19 protein-coding genes are annotated in these 20,006 nt (G+C 64.2%); 4 read left to right on the top strand and 15 right to left on the bottom strand.

The window, feature by feature from the left end; genetic code table 11:
* Positions 1 to 40 precede the first annotated feature (40 nt).
* The gene (gene phnF / locus ACPPVP_RS16010) at positions 41 to 772 is read left to right on the top strand and encodes a phosphonate metabolism transcriptional regulator PhnF (protein ID WP_426535880.1); all 732 of its coding nucleotides are present in this window, start codon (positions 41 to 43) and stop codon (positions 770 to 772) included.
* Positions 773 to 867: 95 nt separating this feature from the next.
* Here the strand turns inward: phnF and phnE (ACPPVP_RS16005) are convergent, their stop codons facing one another.
* The 4 genes from phnE (ACPPVP_RS16005) to phnC form a co-directional block, all read right to left on the bottom strand.
* Positions 868 to 1,716: a phosphonate ABC transporter, permease protein PhnE gene (phnE, locus tag ACPPVP_RS16005; RefSeq protein WP_426535878.1), complete on the bottom strand. Its 849-nt coding sequence runs from the start codon at positions 1,714 to 1,716 to the stop codon at positions 868 to 870.
* The gene (phnE, locus tag ACPPVP_RS16000) at positions 1,713 to 2,597 is read right to left on the bottom strand and encodes a phosphonate ABC transporter, permease protein PhnE (protein WP_426535876.1); all 885 of its coding nucleotides are present in this window, start codon (positions 2,595 to 2,597) and stop codon (positions 1,713 to 1,715) included. Before phnE (ACPPVP_RS16000) ends, phnE (ACPPVP_RS16005) begins: the two co-directional genes overlap by 4 nt.
* A gap of 79 nt (positions 2,598 to 2,676) precedes the next feature.
* Complete coding sequence (phnD, locus tag ACPPVP_RS15995; RefSeq protein ID WP_426535874.1) at positions 2,677 to 3,612, bottom strand: phosphonate ABC transporter substrate-binding protein; 936 nt, start codon at positions 3,610 to 3,612, stop codon at positions 2,677 to 2,679.
* Between the two features lie 77 nt (positions 3,613 to 3,689).
* The gene (phnC, locus tag ACPPVP_RS15990; protein WP_426535872.1) at positions 3,690 to 4,505 is read right to left on the bottom strand and encodes a phosphonate ABC transporter ATP-binding protein; all 816 of its coding nucleotides are present in this window, start codon (positions 4,503 to 4,505) and stop codon (positions 3,690 to 3,692) included.
* 203 nt (positions 4,506 to 4,708) lie between these two features.
* Here phnC and ACPPVP_RS15985 point away from each other — a divergent pair, with 203 nt between their 5' ends.
* From ACPPVP_RS15985 to ACPPVP_RS15975, 3 genes are read left to right on the top strand one after another with little or no spacing between them, the layout of a single operon-like run.
* Positions 4,709 to 5,374 (top strand): DapH/DapD/GlmU-related protein, encoded by a 666-nt coding sequence (locus ACPPVP_RS15985; RefSeq protein ID WP_426535870.1) that lies wholly within the window; start codon positions 4,709 to 4,711, stop codon positions 5,372 to 5,374.
* A complete protein-coding gene (locus ACPPVP_RS15980; RefSeq protein ID WP_426535868.1) occupies positions 5,371 to 6,564 on the top strand; it encodes an alpha-D-ribose 1-methylphosphonate 5-triphosphate diphosphatase in 1,194 nt (397 codons plus the stop codon). The genes ACPPVP_RS15985 and ACPPVP_RS15980 overlap by 4 nt, the downstream gene beginning before the upstream one ends.
* Before the next feature lie 20 nt (positions 6,565 to 6,584).
* Entirely contained in the window at positions 6,585 to 7,274 is a 690-nt protein-coding gene (locus ACPPVP_RS15975) for a DUF1045 domain-containing protein (protein WP_426537876.1), read from the top strand.
* A 104-nt stretch (positions 7,275 to 7,378) separates the two neighbouring features.
* Here ACPPVP_RS15975 and mmsB read toward each other — a convergent pair whose 3' ends face one another.
* The 11 genes from mmsB to ytfQ all read right to left on the bottom strand — a co-directional run bounded on the left by mmsB (position 7,379) and on the right by ytfQ (position 19,784).
* Entirely contained in the window at positions 7,379 to 8,560 is a 1,182-nt protein-coding gene (gene mmsB, locus ACPPVP_RS15970) for a multiple monosaccharide ABC transporter permease (RefSeq protein WP_426535866.1), read from the bottom strand.
* The gene (mmsA, locus tag ACPPVP_RS15965; protein ID WP_426535864.1) at positions 8,557 to 10,119 is read right to left on the bottom strand and encodes a multiple monosaccharide ABC transporter ATP-binding protein; all 1,563 of its coding nucleotides are present in this window, start codon (positions 10,117 to 10,119) and stop codon (positions 8,557 to 8,559) included. The genes mmsB and mmsA overlap by 4 nt, the downstream gene beginning before the upstream one ends.
* An 89-nt stretch (positions 10,120 to 10,208) precedes the next feature.
* Positions 10,209 to 11,282: a multiple monosaccharide ABC transporter substrate-binding protein gene (chvE, locus tag ACPPVP_RS15960; RefSeq protein ID WP_426535860.1), complete on the bottom strand. Its 1,074-nt coding sequence runs from the start codon at positions 11,280 to 11,282 to the stop codon at positions 10,209 to 10,211.
* Between the two features lie 114 nt (positions 11,283 to 11,396).
* A complete protein-coding gene (locus ACPPVP_RS15955; RefSeq protein WP_426537874.1) occupies positions 11,397 to 12,281 on the bottom strand; it encodes an SMP-30/gluconolactonase/LRE family protein in 885 nt (294 codons plus the stop codon).
* 14 nt (positions 12,282 to 12,295) lie between these two features.
* Complete coding sequence (locus tag ACPPVP_RS15950) at positions 12,296 to 13,447, bottom strand: aldose epimerase family protein (protein WP_426535858.1); 1,152 nt, start codon at positions 13,445 to 13,447, stop codon at positions 12,296 to 12,298.
* Complete coding sequence (locus ACPPVP_RS15945; protein WP_426535856.1) at positions 13,444 to 14,376, bottom strand: Gfo/Idh/MocA family protein; 933 nt, start codon at positions 14,374 to 14,376, stop codon at positions 13,444 to 13,446. The genes ACPPVP_RS15950 and ACPPVP_RS15945 overlap by 4 nt, the downstream gene beginning before the upstream one ends.
* Entirely contained in the window at positions 14,373 to 15,152 is a 780-nt protein-coding gene (locus ACPPVP_RS15940; RefSeq protein ID WP_426535854.1) for a FadR/GntR family transcriptional regulator, read from the bottom strand. The genes ACPPVP_RS15945 and ACPPVP_RS15940 overlap by 4 nt, the downstream gene beginning before the upstream one ends.
* Complete coding sequence (gene yjfF / locus ACPPVP_RS15935) at positions 15,149 to 16,132, bottom strand: galactofuranose ABC transporter, permease protein YjfF (protein WP_426535852.1); 984 nt, start codon at positions 16,130 to 16,132, stop codon at positions 15,149 to 15,151. The genes ACPPVP_RS15940 and yjfF overlap by 4 nt, the downstream gene beginning before the upstream one ends.
* Positions 16,129 to 17,139, bottom strand: a complete 1,011-nt coding sequence (locus ACPPVP_RS15930; RefSeq protein WP_426537872.1) for an ABC transporter permease — start codon at positions 17,137 to 17,139, stop codon at positions 16,129 to 16,131. The genes yjfF and ACPPVP_RS15930 overlap by 4 nt, the downstream gene beginning before the upstream one ends.
* On the bottom strand, positions 17,139 to 18,683 hold the full coding sequence (locus ACPPVP_RS15925) for a sugar ABC transporter ATP-binding protein (RefSeq protein ID WP_426535850.1): 1,545 nt from the start codon (positions 18,681 to 18,683) through the stop codon (positions 17,139 to 17,141). Before ACPPVP_RS15925 ends, ACPPVP_RS15930 begins: the two co-directional genes overlap by 1 nt.
* A 135-nt stretch (positions 18,684 to 18,818) precedes the next feature.
* A complete protein-coding gene (gene ytfQ, locus ACPPVP_RS15920) occupies positions 18,819 to 19,784 on the bottom strand; it encodes a galactofuranose ABC transporter, galactofuranose-binding protein YtfQ (protein ID WP_426535848.1) in 966 nt (321 codons plus the stop codon).
* Between the last annotated feature and the right edge of the window lie 222 nt (positions 19,785 to 20,006).

Genomic DNA, 20,006 nt, shown 5'->3' with positions numbered 1-20,006 from the left:
GACAACGAGGTGATATTTCTCCAATGGCGGATATCGCGACATGAGCATTCAGGACGCCGCCTCCGGCGTTGCGCTGTGGCGGCAGGTCGCCGACGGCATCGAGCGCGGCATCGCGGACGGCCGCTTTGCCGCCGGCGAAAAGCTGCCGGGCGAGATGGAGATCGCCGAGACCTATCGGGTCAACCGCCATACCGTACGGCGCGCGCTTGCCGCGCTCGCCGAACGCGGCCTGGTGCGCGCCGAACGCGGCAGCGGCACCTATGTCGAGACCCGGCGCATCGCCTATCCCCTGCGCTCACGAACGCGGTTTTCCGAAATCGTCGGCGCCGGCGGCCGGGAACCGCGCGGCCAATTCATCGACGCGACCGAGGAAGAAGCCACGCGCGAGTTGGCCCGGGAACTCGGACTGAAGACCGGGGCGCCGCTGGTCCGGATCGAATCGGTACGGCTGGCCGATCGCACGCCGATCTGCATCAGCACCACCTGGCTTTCGGCCGAACGCTTCCCTGATGCGGGGAAAGTGTTCGCCAATGTCCGCTCGATGACCAAGCTGGTCGCGCATTACGGCATCCGGGATTTTCGCCGCGCGTCGACCCGGATCACCGCCGGCATCGTCGACGCAACCGACGCCGCGCGGCTGGACCTCGCGCTCGGACGTCCCGTGCTCGTGGTCGACAGCACCGACGTCGATACCGCAGGCGAGCCGCTGACAACCAAGCGCTCTCGCTTTGCCGCGGAGCGTGTGGAGTTCTTGGTGGAGAATGGTTTGTAGGGTGGGCAAAGCGAAGCGTGCCCACCACAGACGACGAGAACCTACCGAGAAACGGTGGGCACGGCGCTAACGCGCCTTTGCCCACCCTACGGATCTCACGCGATTGCCCGCTGTCCGATGATGGCGAAACGCAGCTTGCCCGAGATCCAGTCGATCGCGGCCACCGCAACCAGAATCATCAGGATCAGGAACGACACTTTCTGCCACTCAAGCACGCGGATCTGCTCGGCCAGCTGCAGACCGATGCCGCCAGCGCCGACGATTCCGATGATCGTCGCTGAGCGCGTATTCGATTCGATGAAATAGAGCACCTGCCCCGCGATGACAGGCAGCACCTGGGGCATCAGGCCGAAGCGTATTTCATGCAGCGCATTGCCGCCGGAAGCCCTGATCCCCTCGACCTGCTTCCTGTCGGCCGCTTCGATGGCCTCCGAAAACAATTTGCCGAACGCCCCGAAGTCGGACAGCGCGATCGCGAGCACACCGGCGAACGGGCCGAGGCCAACGACGTTGATCCACACCAGCGCCCAGATCAGCGTGTCGACACCGCGGATGGAATCGAAAAAGCGGCGCACCGGAAAGCGCAGCCAACCCGAAGGAATGATGTTCCGCGCCGCCAGCAGGCTGAACGGCAGCGCCGCAACGGCGGCGATGGTGGTGCCGAGCAGCGCGATCGACAGGGTTTCCCCCAGCGCCGACAGATAGGCCGGCAAGGATGAGCCCGGATCGGGCGGGATCATCATCAGCGTGATCCAGCCGAGCTGGCTCAGCCCGGCGAACAGTTTTGCCGGCGAGAAGTCGAGGTCGACCAGCCCGAAGATGAAAACGGCGAAGGCGGCGACGATCATCGCCGGCACGGCGAGCCGCGACGCGGCGGGCCTGTCGAAGATATCAGGGTATTTCGCCCGCAATTGCTCCCGGTCCGGCTTCGGCAACTGGCTCATGCTCGCGCATCCTTGCCGAACAGGCGGCCGCGCAACCAGCCGGTGCCGATATCGATGATGAAGACGGTGACGATGATCGTCAGCAGAATGGCGCTGACGTCGGAGTAATAGAATTTACGGATCGCGACCACGAGTTCCTGCCCGATGCCGCCGGCGCCCACAAAGCCCATCACCGAGGCTTCGCGAACGTTGATCTCGAAGCGCAGCAGCGCGTAGCTGGCGTAGCCGGCCGATACCTGCGGCAACACGGCAAACCGCATGCAGGACAGCCAGCTTGCACCGGTCGAGCGCACGCCTTCGACCGGCTTCATGTCGGCATTTTCGACGATCTCGGAAAACAGCTTGCCAAGCGCGCCGGTGGAATGGATCGCAATCGCCAACACGCCGGCCATCGGGCCGAGACCGAAGGCGATGACGAAGATCAGTGCGAACACGATGCCGGGGACGGTGCGGGCAAATTCCAGCAAGCGGCGAATGACGAAACGAAGCCACGGCGCCGGCGAGGTGTTCTGGGCGGCGAAGAAGTTCAGGGCAAAGGCCAGCACCGCCCCGATCATGGTGCCGACATAGCTGATCAGAATGGTCTCGGCCAACATCCACAGCCATTTGCGCCAGCCCCAGAACCATTCGGCCGGGTTGCTCCACACCCTGGTGCCGTCTTCCAGCGTCAGAATGCGGTCGAAATAGCTGACGAAGTTTCCAAAATAGGTGAACAGGGTACGCAGATTCACTTCCGCGCCGAACGCCGCGACGACAAGCACCGCAAGAAAGGTCACCGCCGCCAGCGCAAGCCGCAGCCGCTTGCGCGCCACCGCGGCGCGATACGCCGCGTTGAGAACGGCCAGTTGCGCGCCTGGAAGGATCGATACGGCTGAGGTCATTAAGGCGTTCCGCCCGGGCCCAAATTCAAAAAAAAGGCCGGGCCACGCGGACCCGGCCTCATTTGTTTCTACCGATCGATCAGGACGCCTTCTTTTTACGCAACGCATCGACGAACTTGATCAACTCGATAGTACCATCCCAGTCCTTGGTGGTCGCCGGGTTAAAGCCTTTCTTCTGGCCGTCGGACAGGCGGTCGAACGCGGCCTTGTCCTTGGTCGGCGCTTCGGTGAACGCCTTGGCAATCGCCGCCTTCAGATCCGCAGGCAGATCCGCATTGTAGGCGTAGGGTCCGTTGATGATCGGGGCCGACTTGTGGATGATCCGGAAATCGTCCTTCTTCATCGCCGACCCGTCGGCGTTTTTCAGCATGCCCTTGTGCAGCATCTGGGCGAGCGTGGAATCGTCGTCGTTGGTCCACTGATTGGCGGCGACATCGACGGTGCCCTGCGACAGCGCCAGCATGGCGTTCTCGTGGCTGCCGGTGAAGACGACCTTGCCAAAATAGCCATCGGCGTCGGAGATGCCGAGCTTGTCGAGTTCGAAGCGCGGCACATTGTTGCCCGACGTCGAATTTGGGTCGACCAGGCCGAGGTTCTTGCCCTTCAGCTGATCGATATTCTTGTAAGCGCTCGACGCCTTGACGAAGAACACCGAATAATAGCCGGTCGAGCCGTCGGCATTGATGTCGTTGGCGAAGGCGTCGGTCTTGACGCCGGTCAGGCGGGCGCGGGCAAACGATGCCGAGCCGTAGCTGGCGATATGGATGTTGCCGGCGCGCTGGCCTTCGATCACGGCCGCGTAGTCGTTGGCGATGCGCAGCGTGACCTTGATGCCCAGCTCCTTGGAGAGATAGGCGACGAACGGCGTCCAGCGCTCGGTGACCCCCGAAGCGTTTTCGGCTGGCACCACGGCAAATGTTAGTTCGGGATATTTGCTCTTCCAGTCCTGTGCCGAGGCTGAAGCGGTGAATGCCAGCGCAGCTGCGCCGGCCAGAACGATACGACGGGTGATCATGGTGAGCCCTCTTGTTGTGGTTACGCCTCTTTGCCGATTGCAGGCTTGCAACCGGCTACCCTGTACAGAAATGACACTCAGGCTGCGGCTGCCGTGCCGAGTTCAGGCATCGCCGCAGCGCCGGGTGCCTGCGCGGGCGCGGCGCCCATGACATCATCGGCTTCGAGATCGTAGAGTTCGCGCGCGATCCGATCGGTCAGCGTCTCGGGCGCCCCATCGAACACCACCCGCCCTGCGGCCATGCCAATCAACCGGTCGCAGTAGCTTCGCGCCAGATCGAGCGAGTGCAGGTTGCAGATCACGGTGATGCCGAAATGCTTGTTGATGCGCAGCAGCGCATCCATCACGATCCGGGTGTTGCGGGGATCAAGCGAGGCGATCGGTTCGTCGGCGAGAATAATGTCGGGCTCCTGCACCAGCGCGCGGGCGATGGCGACGCGCTGCTGCTGGCCGCCGGAAAGCTGGTCGGCGCGCTGGGCGGCGATCCCAGCCATATCGAACTGCTCCAGCGCCGACATCGCCAGCGCCCTGTCCTCTTCCGGCCAGAGCTGCGTCAGCGAGCGCCAGGACGGAATTTCCGCCAGCCGGCCCATCAGCACATTGGTCAGAACGTCGAGCCGGCCGACCAGATTGAACTGCTGAAAGATCATCGCGGAGCGCGCACGCCACTGCCGAAGATCCTTGCCACGCAGTGCGGTCACGTCGACGCCTTCGAACAGAATGCGCCCCTCGGAAGGTTCAGCGAGGCGGTTGATCATCCGAAGCAGCGTGGATTTTCCGGCACCGGAACGGCCGATCACGCCGACGAAGCTGCCGGGCGCGATCGAAAATGACGCGTTATCCACTGCGGCTTTGGTGCCGAACCGACACGTCAAACCATCCACCACCAGCATGCAATGCTCCAGAATTCCAGTCGTGGAGCATCGCTAACGGTTCGATCTAACAGTTGTGTGACACGACTGCTGCGGTGCGGCGTTCGTCCACACCCCCGTCCACAGCAGCGGGTCGTCATGCATCCGTCATGATCCTGTCATCAAGCGCATCGAAGACGAGCGGACGCCAATGACCTTTCCTCTGTTGCTGATGGACGCCACCGATGGCCGGCAAGATGCTTTCCGCTGAACCGGCCGTCGATCCCACCGCCTCGGTGCGCGATTGCAAGCTCGGCGCCTACACAGAGGTCGGCGCGCGGACCATCCTGCTCGAGGTCACGATGGCGGATTATTCCTACGTCGTGAACGACGCGCAGATCAGCTACACCACGATCGGAAGATTCTGCTCAATCGCGGCGATGACGCGGATCAACCCGGGCAATCACCCGATGCAGCGCGCCTCGCAGGCGCATTTCACCTATCGCGCCAGCAGCTATTTTCCGGGCGAAAGCGACGATGCCGATTTCTTTGCATGGCGGCGCGAGCATCACGTCCATATCGGCCATGACGTCTGGATCGGCCACGGCGCAGTGATCCTGCCCGGCCGCTCGATCGGCACCGGCGCGGTGGTCGCAGCCGGCGCCGTCGTCACCAAGAACGTCCCCGCCTATGCGATCGTGGCAGGCAACCCGGCGCGGCCGATTAAGCAGCGGTTTCCGGAATCCATTGCCGGGCGGCTGGCGGAGCTGGCATGGTGGGACTGGGACCATGAGACGCTTCGCCGCGCCCTGCCCGATTTCCGAAAACTCGATGTCGAGGGCTTTCTCGGCAAGTACGAATCGGCCGAAGCATCCGGCCGTCATCCATTCAACCAGAGTGCCGCATCGTGACCGAACTGTTCATTGAAGGTGGCCGGGCCCTGCTCGGACATGAGATTCTCGAAACCACATTGCGAATTGCCGGCCGCGAGATCGTCGCCGTGGGTACGGACAACAGCCATGGCTCGCCCGGCATCGATGCCGGCGGCTTGCTGGTGCTGCCAGGCATTGTCGATCTGCATGGCGACGCCTTCGAGCGGCAAATGATGCCGCGACCCGGCGTCGATTTTCCGATCGATATCGCGCTGATCGACAGCGACCGCCAGGCGGTCAGCAACGGCATCACCACCGTCTATCATGCCACGACCTGGTCGTGGGAGCCCGGCCTTCGCGGCGCCGACAACGCGCGGAAAATGCTGGAGGCGATCGAGCAGATGCGGCCGCAGCTCGCCGCCGATACCCGCTTCCATCTGCGCCAGGAGACCTACAATCTCGATGCGGAAAGCGAAATCATCGACTGGCTGTCGGAAGGCCGCGTCGACCTGTTCGCCTTCAACGACCACATGGACTCGACCGTCGCCAGCCTTACCAAACCGCTGAAGCGCAGCCGCATGGTGGAGCGCACGGGTCTTACCAATGAGGCGTTCGACGACCTTGTACAAAGTGTGGTCTGCCGCGGCCACGACGTGCCGGCGTCGATCGCCCGGCTGGCGCAGGCGGCGCGCGCGGCTGATGTCCGGATGCTCTCGCATGACGACGAAAGCCCGGCGATGCGGCAGGCCTTTCGTGCGCAAGGCGTGACAATCGCCGAATTTCCGGTCAACGAGGAGACCGCCCGCGACGCCGCCGAAGCCTCTGATTTCATCGTGTTCGGCGCGCCCAATGTCGTGCGCGGCGGCAGCCACACCGGCTGGACCAAGGCCTCCGACATGATCGCCAAGGGCCTCTGTTCGGTGCTGGCGTCGGACTATTACTACCCGGCACCGCTGCTGGCGGCGTTTCGTCTCGCCGCCGACGGCGTGCTGCCGCTGGCCGAGGCGTGGCAATTGATCTCGTCGGCGCCGGCGCGCGCCGCCGGCCTCGCCGATCGCGGCTTGCTCGCCGCGGGACAGCGCGCCGACATCATCCTCGTCGATGACACGGTGCCGTTGCGGCCGCGCGTCGTCGCCGTCGTTGCTGCGGGACGTCTGGTGCATCTGACTGAAGCGCACCGTCTCGTCCGCTCGTCGGTCGCTCCCCGGAAGGCAGTTGCAGCCGCGTGAGACGGCCCTATTCTGGCGCGATGGCAAACTATCCCCGTTACGCAATCTACTACACCGCCGCACAAGGCAGCGCGCTCGACCGGTTCGGCGCGTCGCTGCTCGGGTACGACGCCTATGGCGGCGACGACCTGCCCTTTCCGGATGGGCTGCCATTGGACTGGCGCGACCTGACGCAGGATCCGCGCAAATACGGCTTTCACGCCACGCTGAAGGCGCCGATGGCACTGGCCGACGGCAAGGCCGAGGCACAGCTTGCCGCGGCATGCGAATTGTTCGCCGATCTGGCCCGGCCCGTGCCGGTGATCCAGCCGGTCGTCGATTCGATCAGTGGTTTCATCGCGGTGATCCCGGCCGAGCCTTCAGCAGAGCTCGAACTGCTCGCCGCTGAAGCGACCAAGGCGTTCGATCCGTTCCGGGCTCCGCTCAACCCGGAAGATCGCGCACGGCGCAATCCCGACAAGCTGACGCCGCGGCAGCGCGACTATCTCGACCGCTGGGGCTACCCCTACGTCTTCGAGGAGTTTCGCTTCCACATGACGCTGACGGGACGGCTTCCCGCTGAACGGCGCGAACCTGTCGTGGCGATGCTGCGCGAGAGGTTTGCGGCAACGGGCATCGGCCGGCTCGCGATCGACGCTATTGCTCTGTGCCGCCAGGAAACTCCGAACTCGCGGTTTCGCGTCATTGGCCGCTGGCAATTGCAGGACTGACGGGCCAGCGCACCAAACTCAAAATATCGAAAACAACCCCATGCAAAGTAGGATTGGGGCACCAAATAGCCCGTCTTCACGGCCCAACCTGAGCTCATCCTGCCCTATCGCCGCTGGTTGTAGACATCGAGGCAGACGGCGCCGAGCAGCACCAGCCCCTTGATCACCTGCTGGTAGTCGATGCCGATGCCGAGGATGGACATGCCGTTGTTCATGACCCCCATGATCATGGCACCGATCACCGCGCCGCCGACCCGGCCGACGCCACCGTAGGCGGACGCGCCGCCGATGAAACAGGCCGCAATGACGTCGAGTTCGAAGCCGGCGCCCGCCTTTGGCGTCGCGGTATTGAGCCGCGCGGCGAACACCAGGCCGGCCAATGCGGCGAGTACCCCCATGTTGACGAAGGTCAGAAACGTCAGCCGCTCGGTCTTGATGCCGGACAGGCTCGCCGCCCTGGCATTACCGCCGATGGCATAGATATGGCGGCCGATCACCGTGCGGGTGGTGACGAAGCCATAGAGCGCGATCAGCACCGTCATGATGACAAGCACGTTGGGCAGGCCGCGATGCGAGGCGATCAGGCCGGCAAAGAACACGATCGCGGCGAACAGCACCGCGCTCTTGGCGACGAAGAAGCCAAACGGCTCGACCTCGATGCCGTGCGAGGCCTGCCGCGCCCGACCCTTCGCGCTGGTGTAGACCAGGGCCACCGCCAAGACGGCCCCGATCAATAATGAAGTGGGATAGAGCGTACCGGCCCCGGGAAACAGTTCCGGGATGAAGCCCGAGGACAGTTTCTGGAAGGTCGGCGGAAACGGCCCGACCGACTGTCCCGCCAGGATCGCGAGCGCCAGCCCCTTGAACACCAGCATGCCGGCCAGCGTCACGATAAAGGACGGGATCTTGAAATAGGCGACCCAATAGCCCTGTGCAGCGCCGATCATCGCGCCGACCAGCAGGCAGGCAAGGAAGGCCAGCGGATAGGCAATGTGATAGTGCACCATCAGCACCGCGGCGACCGCGCCGACGAAGCCGGCGACCGAGCCCACCGACAGGTCGATATGGCCGGTAACGATGACCAGCAGCATGCCGAGCGCCATGATCACGATATAGCTGTTCTGCAGCACCAGATTGGTCAGGTTCAGCGGCTGCAGCAGCGTGCCGTCGGTCATGACCTGGAAGAACAGCATGATCGCAAACAGCGACAGCAGCATGCCGTAGTTGCGCAGATTGTTCTTGATGAAGCCGGCGTGCCCGGGCAGCGCAACCGTCTTGTCGGTCATGGCCGCAAATCTCCCTGAAGTACCTTCTTGTCCATTTCCTTGTTGCGCATGATGGCGCGCATGATCCTTTCCTGGGTGGCCTCCGCGGCGGCGAATTCTCCGACAAAGGCGCCGTCATTCATCACGCAGATGCGGTCGCAGACCCCGAGCAGTTCCGGCATTTCCGACGAGATCATCACGACTCCCTTGCCCGCCTCGGCAAGCTCGTTGATGATACAGTAGATTTCGTATTTTGCCCCGACATCGATGCCGCGCGTGGGCTCGTCGAGGATTAATACTTTCGGATCTGTCATCAGCCATTTCGACAGCACCACCTTCTGCTGGTTGCCGCCGGAGAGCTGGCCGGTCACCTGATAGACATCGGAACAGCGGATCCGCATCCGGTTGCGGTAGTCGCTCGCGACGCGTAATTCGGACATGTCGTCGATCACGCCCTGTCGCGCCACGCGGCCGAGGCTTGCCAGCGTGATGTTCTTCCGAACGTCGCTGTCCAGGATCAGGCCGAGCTGCTTGCGGTCCTCGGTGACGTAAGCGAGGCCGGCATCGATCGCCGCCGCCACGCTCGACAGGTTGACCTCCCGTCCATCGAGCCAGACGCGTCCGCTGATCCGGTCTCCCCAGGCATGGCCGAACAGGCTCATGGCGAATTCGGTACGGCCGGCGCCCATCAGGCCTGCGATCCCGACCACCTCGCCGCGCCGGACCTCGAAATTGACGCCCTTGATCACGCGGCGTTCCCGATGCTGCGGATGATGCACCGTCCAGTCCTGGACGGCGAAGACCGGTTCGCCGATCGCGGGGGTGCGCTGCGGAAAGCGATGGGCAAGGTCGCGATCGACCATGCTGCGGATGATCCGGTCCTCTTCCACCGGCTCGGCCCGGCAATCGATGCTGTCGACGGTGCGGCCATCGCGCAGCACCGTGATCCGGTCGGCGACGCGCGCGACTTCCGACAATTTGTGCGAAATCAGGATCGAGGCGATGCCCTGGGCGCGGAATGCCAGCAGGCGATCCAGCAATGCCGCGCTGTCGTTTTCGTTCAGGCTGGCGGTCGGCTCGTCGAGGATCAATAGTCGCACCCTCTTCGACAGGGCCTTGGCGATTTCCACCAATTGCTGCTTGCCGACGCCAAGATCGGTCACCAGCGTATCGGGCATCTCGGTGAGGCCGACCTGGGCGAGCAGTTCCTGGGTCCGGCTGTAGACCGTGTCGCGGTCGATCACGCCAAGACGCTGCGGCGGATGCGACAGAAAAATGTTTTCCGCGATCGACATCAGCGGAATCAGCGCCAGCTCCTGGTGGATGATGATGATGCCGAGCGCCTCGGAATCGTTCACGTCGCGAAAGCGCCGCTCCTCGCCGTCGAAGATAATGCTGCCTTCGTAATCGCCGTGCGGATAGACGCCGCTGAGAACCTTCATCAGGGTCGACTTGCCGGCGCCGTTCTCGCCGACCAGCGCATGGATCTGCCCCGCCTCAACCGTGAAGTTGACGTCGCGCAGGGCCTGAACGCCAGAAAAACTCTTGCTTACGCCGCGCATTTCGAGAATTGCGGTCATCGCGCCATCACGTCCATCATCTGTCTATCTCGCTGCGGTCGCACAGAGGCAGGTGGCGGCGCCGGCGATCGCCGGCGCCGCCGTTCGCCTTAGTCGAACTGCGAACGCTTGTAGTAGCCGCCGTCGATCAGCACCTTCTCCCAGTTGCTCTTGTCGACGACGACAGGCTTCAGGAGATAGGACGGTACCACCTTGACACCGTTGTTGTAGGTCTTGGTGTCGTTGACGGTTACTTCCTTGCCGCTGAGGGCTGCGTCCACCATGTCGGCGGTGACGCGGGCGAGATCGCGGGTATCCTTGAAGATGGTCGAATACTGCTCGCCGCGCTGCATCGACTTGATCGAGGGTACCTCTGCATCCTGGCCGCTGACAACGGGCATCGCCATGTTGCCGCTGCCATAGCCGACGCCCTTCAGCGAAGACAGAATCCCGATGGAGAGCCCGTCATAGGGAGAGAGCACCGCATCGACCCGCTTGCGGCCGTAGAACGCGCTCAGGAGGTTGTCCATCCGCGCCTGGGCGGTGGCGCCGTCCCAGCGCAGGGTCGAGACCTTGTCCATGCCCTTCTGGCCGCTGCCGATCACCAGCTTGCCGCTGTCGATATAGGGCTGCAGCACCGACATCGAGCCGTTGTAGAAGAAGTAGGCGTTGTTATCGTCCGGCGAGCCACCGAACAATTCGATATTGAAGGGCCCCTTGCCTTCCTTCAGCCCGAGCGCCTGTTCGATCGACTGCGCCTGCAGCACGCCGACCTGGAAATTGTCGAAGGTGGCGTAGTAGTCGACATTGGGCGTGTCACGGATCAACCGGTCATAGGCGATGACCGTAATCCCCTTGGCCTTGGCCTGCTTCAGCACATCCGACAGAGTGGTGCCGTCGATCGCCGCGATCACCAGCACCTTGGCGCCCTTGGTCACCATGTTCTCGACCTGCGAGAGCTGGTTCGGAATGTCGTCCTCGGCATATTGCAGGTCGGTGCCGTAGCCGCGCTCCTTCAGGATTTTGACGATGTTGTTGCCATCGTCGATCCAGCGTGCCGAGGATTTTGTCGGCATGGCGATGCCGACGGTTCCCTTGCCCTGGGCGAAAGCGCCGGTCGTCGCCGTCGCGGCCATGATTGCTGCCAGCGCAAGCGCCGACAATGTGGTCTTCAGACTAGTCATGCTTCACTCCCTTTGATCTCAGAGGATCTATGGTTCCTGGATTGTCGGACCGCTGAATGCGGCTCTTGAAACTCAGTCGCTCTCGCGCGTTTGTGCGCGCCTCGTCTTCCTCCATCAACCCGATGCAAGTTTTACGTTCGGTTCCGGGCGGCCACGCGCGGCAACATCGAGCACGAAAGTGCGGCCATGATCAGGATCGGCGCGCTTCGCGTCATCGCTCATATCTTGCCAGGCAGACGTGACGAGCAGGCGCGAGAAATCCCGCCCGATGAAAGCTGGGCAACTCGACTGCCGCGCCGGAACGCGCAGAGTGCGCAAGTGCTCGCCTTGCGGATTATAGACATCAATGCAGCCGCCGCCCCAGCGTGCGTTCCAGATCAGTCCGTCGGCATCGACCACCGCGCCGTCGATGCCGCCGCCGCCCCCGCGGGTGACCAGCGCGACGGGCTCGCCGCGCGGCAGGCCGGTCGACGCATCGAGGTCGACGCGGAACAGCGTATTCTTCCCGGTATCGGCGAAATAGCCGATCGTCCCGTCCGGCGAGAAGCAGATCGCGTTCGGGATCGTGACGCCTTCATAAAGGCGCGACAGCTCACCTCGATGCAGCGCATAGATGGCGCCCAGGCCCCGTTCGGCCTGACGGCCCATGGTGCCGATCCAGAAGGTGCCGGACGGATGAACCCGGGCATCGTTCGAACGCGTTGCGGCATTGTCGGCTTCGAGCGGACGGAACAGCGTCATTCGCCCATCCGCCGCATCGCGGATATAAAGACCGTCGTCAGCAACGAGCAGCTGACGATGCGCGTCGATCCGCCCAAGCGCACTGCCCATCACGCCGAGCGAATGGATGGTGGTCTGGCCGGTATCGAGCCGCGCCTCGAACAACCGGCGCTCGACGATATCGAACCACCAGGCTGTATCGGTGGCGGCGTCATAGGTCGGGCCCTCGCCAAGATGGCACCGTTCCCCGCAGAGAACGGTGGTCGGCACCTCTTCCATTTCGCAGTCGCCACTCATCGCCCCGCTCCATCAGGCGACTCTACCGAGGATTGTGTCTCGATTACGCCGTGCTTTAGACCTTGGATCGCATGCGTGAAGCGATACTGCGTGGTGTGGCGATAGACCTCACCCGGGGCAAGCCGTGCAGTCGGGAAGTCGGGCCGATTGGGTGTATTGGGCCAGGCGTGCGGTTCGAGGCACATGGCGTCGGACTGCCGATACAGGCGACCGCCTTTTCCGGCGGTAGAACCGTCGAGAAAGTTTCCGGAATAGACCTGCAAGCCGGGCTGGTTGGTAAACAGTTCGAGTACGCGGCCGGACGCAGGCTCGGCGAGCCGCGCAGCGAAGCGAGGCTCGCCGCTTGGCGGCGCGAGGCAGAAATTATGGTCATAGCCGCGGCCCACGCGCAGTTGCGGATGGTCGTTGCGAATCCGCGCCCCGACCTCGACGCCGGCGCGGAAGTCGAACGGCGTATCGGCGACCGCGCTGGGCGGCTGCGGCAGCGGGATCGCGCCGGCATCGATGGCGAGGAAATGGTCCGCTGCCACGGTGAGATGATGGTCGAGTATATTCCGGCCCGAACGCGCGCCGGCCAGGTTGAAAAAGCTGTGGTTGGTGAGGTTGACCACGGTGGCGCGATCGGTCCGCGCCGTCATGTCGAGCCGGAGCTCCATCGGTCCAGCCAGGCGCCAAGTCACCTCCACGTCCAGCGTGCCGGGATAGCCCTGCTCGCCGTCGGCGCTGGTGTAGGCAAGCGTCACGGCTGGTTGGTCTGCATCCTCGACCCTGACAATCCGCCAGTTGCGGCGATCGAAACCCTCAAGCCCGCCATGCAACGCATTGGCCCCGTTATTTGCCGTGAGTTGCACCTCGGCGCCGTCGAGCACAAAGCGCGCGCCGGCAATACGGTTGGCGTAACGCCCAACGGTTGCGCCGAAGAACTGGCGACGGGCGAGATATCCCTCGAACGTCTCATGACCGAGCACGATGTCGTCGCGGCTTCCGGCAACATCCGGCACCAGCAATGCCTGCAGCGAAGCGCCATAGGTGATGATGCGGGCTTCCAGGCCGTCGGCCGCGTGCAAGACGATGCGCTCGACGTCGCTACCGTCCGGCAGCACACCAAAGCGGGAACGCGTCACGCGAGGAACAGACGGCCTGTTCATGTCTCGTCCTCGAATGGCTCGACGGTGCGGCGTCGCCCCAACAGGAACGCATCAGCGACGAGTTGAAGCGGCGCGAGATCGACGTCGGCCTCGCCGGTTGCGGCGAGCTCGCGGAAGCGGCGGTAGAGCCCGGCATATTCGGCATCCGCAGCATCGACGAGTTGCTGGTGCCCTGCCCGCAACCTCGCCCCGCCCATGGAAAGCGTGACCGGGCCGCCGTCGGTATCGAGATCAATGTCCCAGCTCTGCGGGCCGGTCTGGAGGAAGTCGAATTCGGCCGAGATCTTCAGCCCCCGCGCATCGCTGAGCGCGAGAGTGGCGGCGATCGGCGCGTCGCGATTGGCGGGGAATGCGAGATCGGCCGACGTCACGAACAATGGCTGCGGCAGAATACGCGTCAGAATCGAAAGCGCGTTGATGCCGGGATCGAATACGCCGAGCCCGCCCGGCTCAAAGATCCAGGCCTGACCGGGATGCCAGACCCGCACATCTTCCTTCCAGCTAATTTTAACTGATGTGACCTGCCGCCCGGCCAGCAATTGCCGCGCCGGCTCGACGGCTGGCGCGAAGCGCGAGTGCCAGGTGGCGAACAGCGTGCGTTGCGCGGCCCGCGCAGCGGCCGCGAGCGGGGTGATTTCGGCGACCGTCGCGCCCGGCGGCTTTTCCAGCATCACATGCTTGCCGGCGGCAAGCGCCATCGCCGCCTGCGCGTGGCGAACCTGCGGCGGCGTACACAGCGCCACCGCATCGATCGGCGGACCGTCACGCAACAATTCGTCGAGCGTCGCCGCATGCGGTACCCCGGGAAGCGAGGCATTGCGGCTGGCGACGGCCACCAGTTCCACACCGTCAGTCGCGGCGATGGCCGGCACATGCTGGTCGCGGGCGATCTTGCCGAAGCCGACGATGGCGACGCGAAGCGGGCTCATGATGGCTCTCCAGACCCGACTGCCGCGGATCTCGCAGGCGCGGCGCCTGATGATACCGGTGTTCCTTCGTGACGGCGCAATCCATTGTGGATCACCTCGATCATGGCCGCGGTGGCTGCGTCGGCATCGCCGCTCTCGATCGCATCGACAATGCGCTGGTGCCACGACAGCACCGTCTCGCGGTCCTGCGTTTCGACCGGCGCGCTGAGCAGGAACGAGGCGCGCAACGCTGCCTCGATGACGTTGCCGATCGAACGCATGAACAGATTGCCGGAGGCATTGGCGACGGCCAGGTGCAGGGCCAGGTCGCCGTCGGCAAAACCAACCGAGTCGGAAGCTTCCGCCCGCATTCGCGCCATGCTCCGACGGAGTTCGGCGATATCGGCCTCCGAGCGCTGGCCCGCCGCGAGTGCTGCGGCGCGCGGCTCGACCGCGAGGCGAATTTCGGCGAGATCGTTGAGAAAGCGCCGGTCGATGCCGGCATCGAGATGCCAGGCCAGCACGTCGGCATCGAACATGTTCCAGGCGCCGCGCTCGCGCACCACGGTGCCGACCCGCGCCTTGGTGGTAAGCAGCCCCTTGGCCACCAGCGTCTTGACGCTCTCGCGCAACACCGGCCGCGACACACCGAACATCGCCGTGAGTTCGGCATCGCCCGGCAGGCGGCCGCCTTCGGCGTAGCGGCCGGCGATGATGTCGATGCCGATGCTGCGGGCAACCTCGGCGTGGTTGGAATGGGCGCGCCGCGTCGGGATGACGACAAGCCGGGACGTCATGATTTCTGGACTCCTGCCTTACGGGGACCGGCGCGGCGGGCGATGCCCAGCATGGCCTGCTGCAGGGCGATGAAAGCGAAAAGCAGAACTCCGGTCACGATCTTGGTCCACCAGCTCGACAAGGTTCCATCGAAATTGATGTAGGTCTGGATCAGCCCCTGGATCAGCACACCGAGCAACGTGCCGACCACGGACCCCTGTCCGCCGGTCAGCAAGGTGCCGCCGATCACCACGGCGGCGATGGAATCGAGTTCGACGCCGACGGCCGACAGCGAATAGCCCGCCGCGGTGTAGAAGGAGAACACAATGCCGGCGAGGCCGGCCAGGACGCTCGACAGCATGTAGATGCGCACCGTCATGGATCCGACCGGTATGCCCATCAGGGCCGTGGTCGCGCGGCTGCCGCCAAGCGCATAGACGTTGGCCCCGAAGCGGGTGAAATGCAGCAGCACGGCGCCTGCCGCGACCACCGCAAGCATGATAAGGGCGATTGTCGTGATCCGGCCTCCCCCGGGCAGCCGCAGCGCGAAATCCGACACCGTCGAATAGAGCGGCGCTGATATCGGCGTCGATTCCGTCGACATCAGAAAGCTGGCGCCGCGGGCGAGGAACATGCCCGCCAGCGTGACGATGAACGGCGGCATGTCGAAGACGTGGATGATGGCGCCCATCGCCGCGCCAAAGGCGGCGCACAGCAGCAGGATCGCAACAAAGGCTATCAGCGGCGGCACGCCGAGACGCTCGATCGCCAGCGCGACGAACACGGTGGTGAAGCCGATCACCGAGCCGACCGACAGGTCGATCCCGCCGGAAATGATCACAAAAGTCATGCCGGTGGCGACGATGCCGAGGAACGCGTTGTCGGTCAGCAGATTCGCGGCCACGCGGGTGGAAGCGAAGTTGGGAAATTGCACCGTGCAGAGCGCAAAGCCGACGACGAAGACAATGGCCGTGATCGCGACCGGTGGCAGCCCCCTCATTGGCGGGCCCTCCCCAGCACGGCCCCGGCATTGGCGAAGCGCGGCGACTGCAGCAGCAGAACGATCAGCACGACGGCCGCTTTCACCACGAGATTGAACTCCGGCGGATAACCCGACAGCAGGATACCGGTGTTCATGGCCTGGATGATCAGCGCGCCGACCATCGCCAGCACCAGGCTGAAGCGCCCGCCGAACAGCGAGGTGCCGCCGATCACCACCGCAAGGATGGCGTCGAGCTCGAGCCAGAGCCCGGCATTGTTGGCGTCCGCTCCCATGATGTCGGCGGCGGCGATGACGCCGGCGAGCGCCGCGCACAGGCCGCACCAGACATAGACCGCAAGGATCATGCCGCGGGTGCCGATCCCGGCCAGTTCGCTCGCCCGTGCGTTGCCGCCGGTCGCCTCGATCAACAGACCAAGCGCGGAGCCCCGGACCACCGCGCCGGTAACGATCAGCATGCCGAGCACGACCACCACCGGCGCCGGCACGCCAAGCACGGCGCCGTTGCCGAGCCAGACCAAATCGGGTGCGGTGAAAGTGACGATGCGGCCCTCCGTAATGAGCTGCGCAACGCCGCGGCCGGCCACCATCAGGATCAAGGTGGCGACGATCGGCTGGATGCCGAGCACCGCAACGAGAAAGCCGTTCCACAGCCCGCATAACAGCCCCGCGCCAAGGGCTGCGGCGAGCGCCAGCGGCAGGCCGTGAGCGTCGGCAAGGCTGGCGGCGATGGCGCCCGATATCGCCATCACCGCGCCCACCGATAGATCAATGCCGCGCGTGGCGATGACCAGCACCATGCCGAGCGCAAGCAGCGCGACGGGCGCGCCGCGGTTCAGGACATCGATCAGGCTGCCGAACAGCCGCCCGTCCTGCATCCGCAGATCGAAGAACTGCGGCGAGACGGCGCGGTCGACCGCAAGGATCACCAGCAAGGCGATGATCTGGGCAAGGCCGCGGTTTTGCAGCAGTCTTTGCAGCAGGCTTGTTTGCAAAATGCTTGGCATCATGCGTGCCCGGCTTCCGCACCGGCGGTGCTTGCCGCGGCAATCGCCGCCAGAATATTGGAGACGTCGATGGCGTCGCCTTCCAGTTCGTCGATGTGGCTGCGATCGCGCAACACGATCACCCGGTCCGAATAGGTCACGATCTCATCGAGTTCGGAAGAAATCACCAGCAGCGCCAAGCCGTCGTCGCACAATTCGCGGATCAGGCGAATGATCTCGGCATGGGCGCCAACGTCGATGCCGCGGGTCGGTTCGTCCAACACCAGAACGCGCGGCGCGGTGGCGAGCCAGCGGGCCAGCAGCACCTTCTGCTGGTTGCCGCCGGACAATAACCCGATCAGGCGCTCCGGCTCCGGCGGGCGGATGTCGAGCAGCCTGATGAAGCGCAGTGCGATCTCGTCCTGCTCGGCGCGTGACAGCGGTTTTGCCAGGCCACGCTTGGCCTGCAGCGCCAGCACGATGTTTTCCCGCACGGTGAGATCAGCAATGATGCCCTCGGTCTTGCGCTCTTCCGGGCAATAGCCGAAGCCATGGGCGACCGCATCGCGCGGCGATAGCAGCCGGACCGGCTTGCCGTCGATGGTCACGCTGCCGCTGTCGGCGCGCTCGGCGCCGAACACCAGCCGAGCGGTTTCGGTGCGCCCCGATCCGAGCAGGCCGGCGAGGCCAACCACCTCACCGCGGCGCAGCGCGAGATCGAACGGCGCGATATAGCCGGCCTTGCCATAGTTTTCGAAGCGCGCGCAAACCTCCCCGACCTGCCGCCCATGCGCGGCTGCGCGTTCGCTGGTCGTCTCGGCGAGTTCGCGACCGAGCATCATGCGGATCAACTCGATCCGCGGCAGTTCGGCAGTGGTCCGCTCGCCGATCAGCCGGCCGTTGCGCAAAACCGTGATGCGGTCGCAGATCTCATAGACCTGATCGAGAAAATGCGTGACGAAGACAACGCCGATGCCGCGCAGCGCGAGCTTGCGCATCACAGCGAACAGGATCTCGACCTCATGGCGATCGAGGCTCGCGGTCGGCTCGTCGAGGATCAGCACCCGCGCCGACTGGTCCACGGCCCGCGCAATCGCGGTGATGTGCTGAACCGCGACCGAATAGTTTCCGAGCGGCTCGGCAACATCGATATGCAGGTCGAACTCTGCGAGCAGCGCGGTGGCGCAATGGCGCATCTCGGCCTCGCGCACCAGACCGAAGCGCGTCGGCTGCCTTCCCAGATAGAGGTTCTGCGCCACCGACAGGTTCTGCAGCAGATTGACCTCCTGATAGACGGTCGCAATCCCCGCATCGACCGCCGCCTTGGCCGAGCGCGGTGCAACTTCGATACCGCCGAGCCTGACGATGCCGGCATCGCGCGGGAACACGCCGGTCACCGCCTTGATCAGGGTGGATTTCCCTGCGCCGTTCTCGCCGAGCAGCGCGTGAATTTCGCCGGCGCACAAGGTGAAATCCACCTCCTGCAGGGCGTGCAGCGTGCCAAAGCTCTTGCTTAAGGCCCGCACTTCCAACAAAGCGGGACCAGGGTCGGAACTTGCATTCATGCCGGCATCACTCCCACCGACGTTCGCGTCAACGCGAACGCCCGGCATGTTCGCCTCATGAGGCGGGTTCGTCGAGAAGGCTTTTGCCGCCGGGTCTGGGGCTGGCTCGAGACCCGGCGGCGTGGCGCCGGCCGATCAGTAGCCGAGGCCCTTCTTGCTGTCGTAGATCTTCTGCGGATCGTCGGCAGCCGTGTAGAGCTTCGATTCGGTCTGGATCCACTTCGGCGGCACCGTTCCCTTTGCCTTGAAGGCCATGATGGCGTCCAGAGCCGGACCCGCCATGTTCGGCGTCAGTTCCACGGTGGCGTTGGCCTCGCCGGCTGCGATCGCCTTGAAGATATCGGGCACCGCATCGATTGACACCGTCAGGATGTCCTTGCCCGGCTTGAGGCCGGCCTCTTTCATCGCCTGGATCGCGCCGACCATCATGTCGTCGTTGTGGGCGTAGACGGCGCAAATCGTCTTGCCGCCGCCTTCGGCCTTGATGAAGCTTTCCATTACTTCCTTGCCCTTGGCGCGGGTGAAGTCGCCGGTCTGGCTTCGAACCACCTTGAGGTTGGCGTTCTTGGCGACGGCGCTGTCAAAACCCTTCTTGCGGTTGGTGGCGACGCTCGCGCCGACCGTGCCCTGCAGCTCGACGACATTGCATGCCTTGCCGGCCACGGTCTTCGCCAGCCATTCGCCGGCGACGGCGCCCTCGTGCACGCTGTCCGAGGTGACGGCGGTGAGATACAGCTCCTTGCCCGACGGATCGATATCGCGATCGAGCAGCACGACCGGGATCTTGGCTTCCTTGGCCTCCTTCAACACCGCGTCCCAGCCGCTCGACACGACAGGCGCGAGGAAGATGGCGTCGACCCCTTGCGCGATGAAGGAACGGATCGCCTTGATCTGGTTCTCCTGCTTCTGCTGGGCGTCGGCGATCTTGAGCGTGACCTTGCGCTTGGTAGCCTCGGTTTTTGAGACGGAGGTTTCCGCCGCCCGCCAGCCGGATTCGGATCCGATCTGGGAAAAGCCGACGGTGAGTTCAGCCGCGCTTGCGGGAAGCGAAAGGGTGATGGCGACCAGCGCTGTGGCCGCGAGGAGGGCTTTGGTGGTCATGAGGCGCGTTCTCCCAAATGTTGTTCAGGGTGCCTGCATGCCCGAATTCGGTATCAAGGCACCTCAAAAGCTGTCCATTGATGGCAGCGCGGGGAATATTTCACGGAAGATCAGATCTGACTAGTAATATTATTTGACTATTAGGTTCCCTGAATACCCCGTCGTCGATTTAGGATTCCTTCCCTATTGGGCGGGCCGCCGAGCCCATACCGCCCGCGCGTT

It is taken from the genome of Bradyrhizobium sp. McL0615 (assembly GCF_049993905.1).
Taxonomy (GTDB): Bacteria; Pseudomonadota; Alphaproteobacteria; order Rhizobiales; family Xanthobacteraceae; genus Bradyrhizobium.
The sequence above is the reverse complement of the archived record's forward strand: the minus strand, read 5'-3'. Positions and strand labels throughout refer to the sequence as shown.

Bases quoted from the DNA above. Each gene is read 5' to 3' on its own strand.
- phnF (WP_426535880.1), top strand. From the start codon at position 41: ATGAGCATTCAGGACGCCGCCTCCGGCGTTGCGCTGTGGCGGCAGGTC.
- phnE (WP_426535878.1), bottom strand. From the start codon at position 1,716: ATGAGCCAGTTGCCGAAGCCGGACCGGGAGCAATTGCGGGCGAAATAC.
- phnE (WP_426535876.1), bottom strand. From the start codon at position 2,597: ATGACCTCAGCCGTATCGATCCTTCCAGGCGCGCAACTGGCCGTTCTC.
- phnD (WP_426535874.1), bottom strand. From the start codon at position 3,612: ATGATCACCCGTCGTATCGTTCTGGCCGGCGCAGCTGCGCTGGCATTC.
- phnC (WP_426535872.1), bottom strand. From the start codon at position 4,505: ATGCTGGTGGTGGATGGTTTGACGTGTCGGTTCGGCACCAAAGCCGCA.
- ACPPVP_RS15985 (WP_426535870.1), top strand. From the start codon at position 4,709: ATGGCCGGCAAGATGCTTTCCGCTGAACCGGCCGTCGATCCCACCGCC.
- ACPPVP_RS15975 (WP_426537876.1), top strand. From the start codon at position 6,585: ATGGCAAACTATCCCCGTTACGCAATCTACTACACCGCCGCACAAGGC.
- mmsB (WP_426535866.1), bottom strand. From the start codon at position 8,560: ATGACCGACAAGACGGTTGCGCTGCCCGGGCACGCCGGCTTCATCAAG.
- mmsA (WP_426535864.1), bottom strand. From the start codon at position 10,119: ATGACCGCAATTCTCGAAATGCGCGGCGTAAGCAAGAGTTTTTCTGGC.
- chvE (WP_426535860.1), bottom strand. From the start codon at position 11,282: ATGACTAGTCTGAAGACCACATTGTCGGCGCTTGCGCTGGCAGCAATC.
- ACPPVP_RS15955 (WP_426537874.1), bottom strand. From the start codon at position 12,281: ATGGAAGAGGTGCCGACCACCGTTCTCTGCGGGGAACGGTGCCATCTT.
- ACPPVP_RS15950 (WP_426535858.1), bottom strand. From the start codon at position 13,447: ATGAACAGGCCGTCTGTTCCTCGCGTGACGCGTTCCCGCTTTGGTGTG.
- ACPPVP_RS15945 (WP_426535856.1), bottom strand. From the start codon at position 14,376: ATGAGCCCGCTTCGCGTCGCCATCGTCGGCTTCGGCAAGATCGCCCGC.
- ACPPVP_RS15940 (WP_426535854.1), bottom strand. From the start codon at position 15,152: ATGACGTCCCGGCTTGTCGTCATCCCGACGCGGCGCGCCCATTCCAAC.
- yjfF (WP_426535852.1), bottom strand. From the start codon at position 16,132: ATGAGGGGGCTGCCACCGGTCGCGATCACGGCCATTGTCTTCGTCGTC.
- ACPPVP_RS15930 (WP_426537872.1), bottom strand. From the start codon at position 17,139: ATGCCAAGCATTTTGCAAACAAGCCTGCTGCAAAGACTGCTGCAAAAC.
- ACPPVP_RS15925 (WP_426535850.1), bottom strand. From the start codon at position 18,683: ATGAATGCAAGTTCCGACCCTGGTCCCGCTTTGTTGGAAGTGCGGGCC.
- ytfQ (WP_426535848.1), bottom strand. From the start codon at position 19,784: ATGACCACCAAAGCCCTCCTCGCGGCCACAGCGCTGGTCGCCATCACC.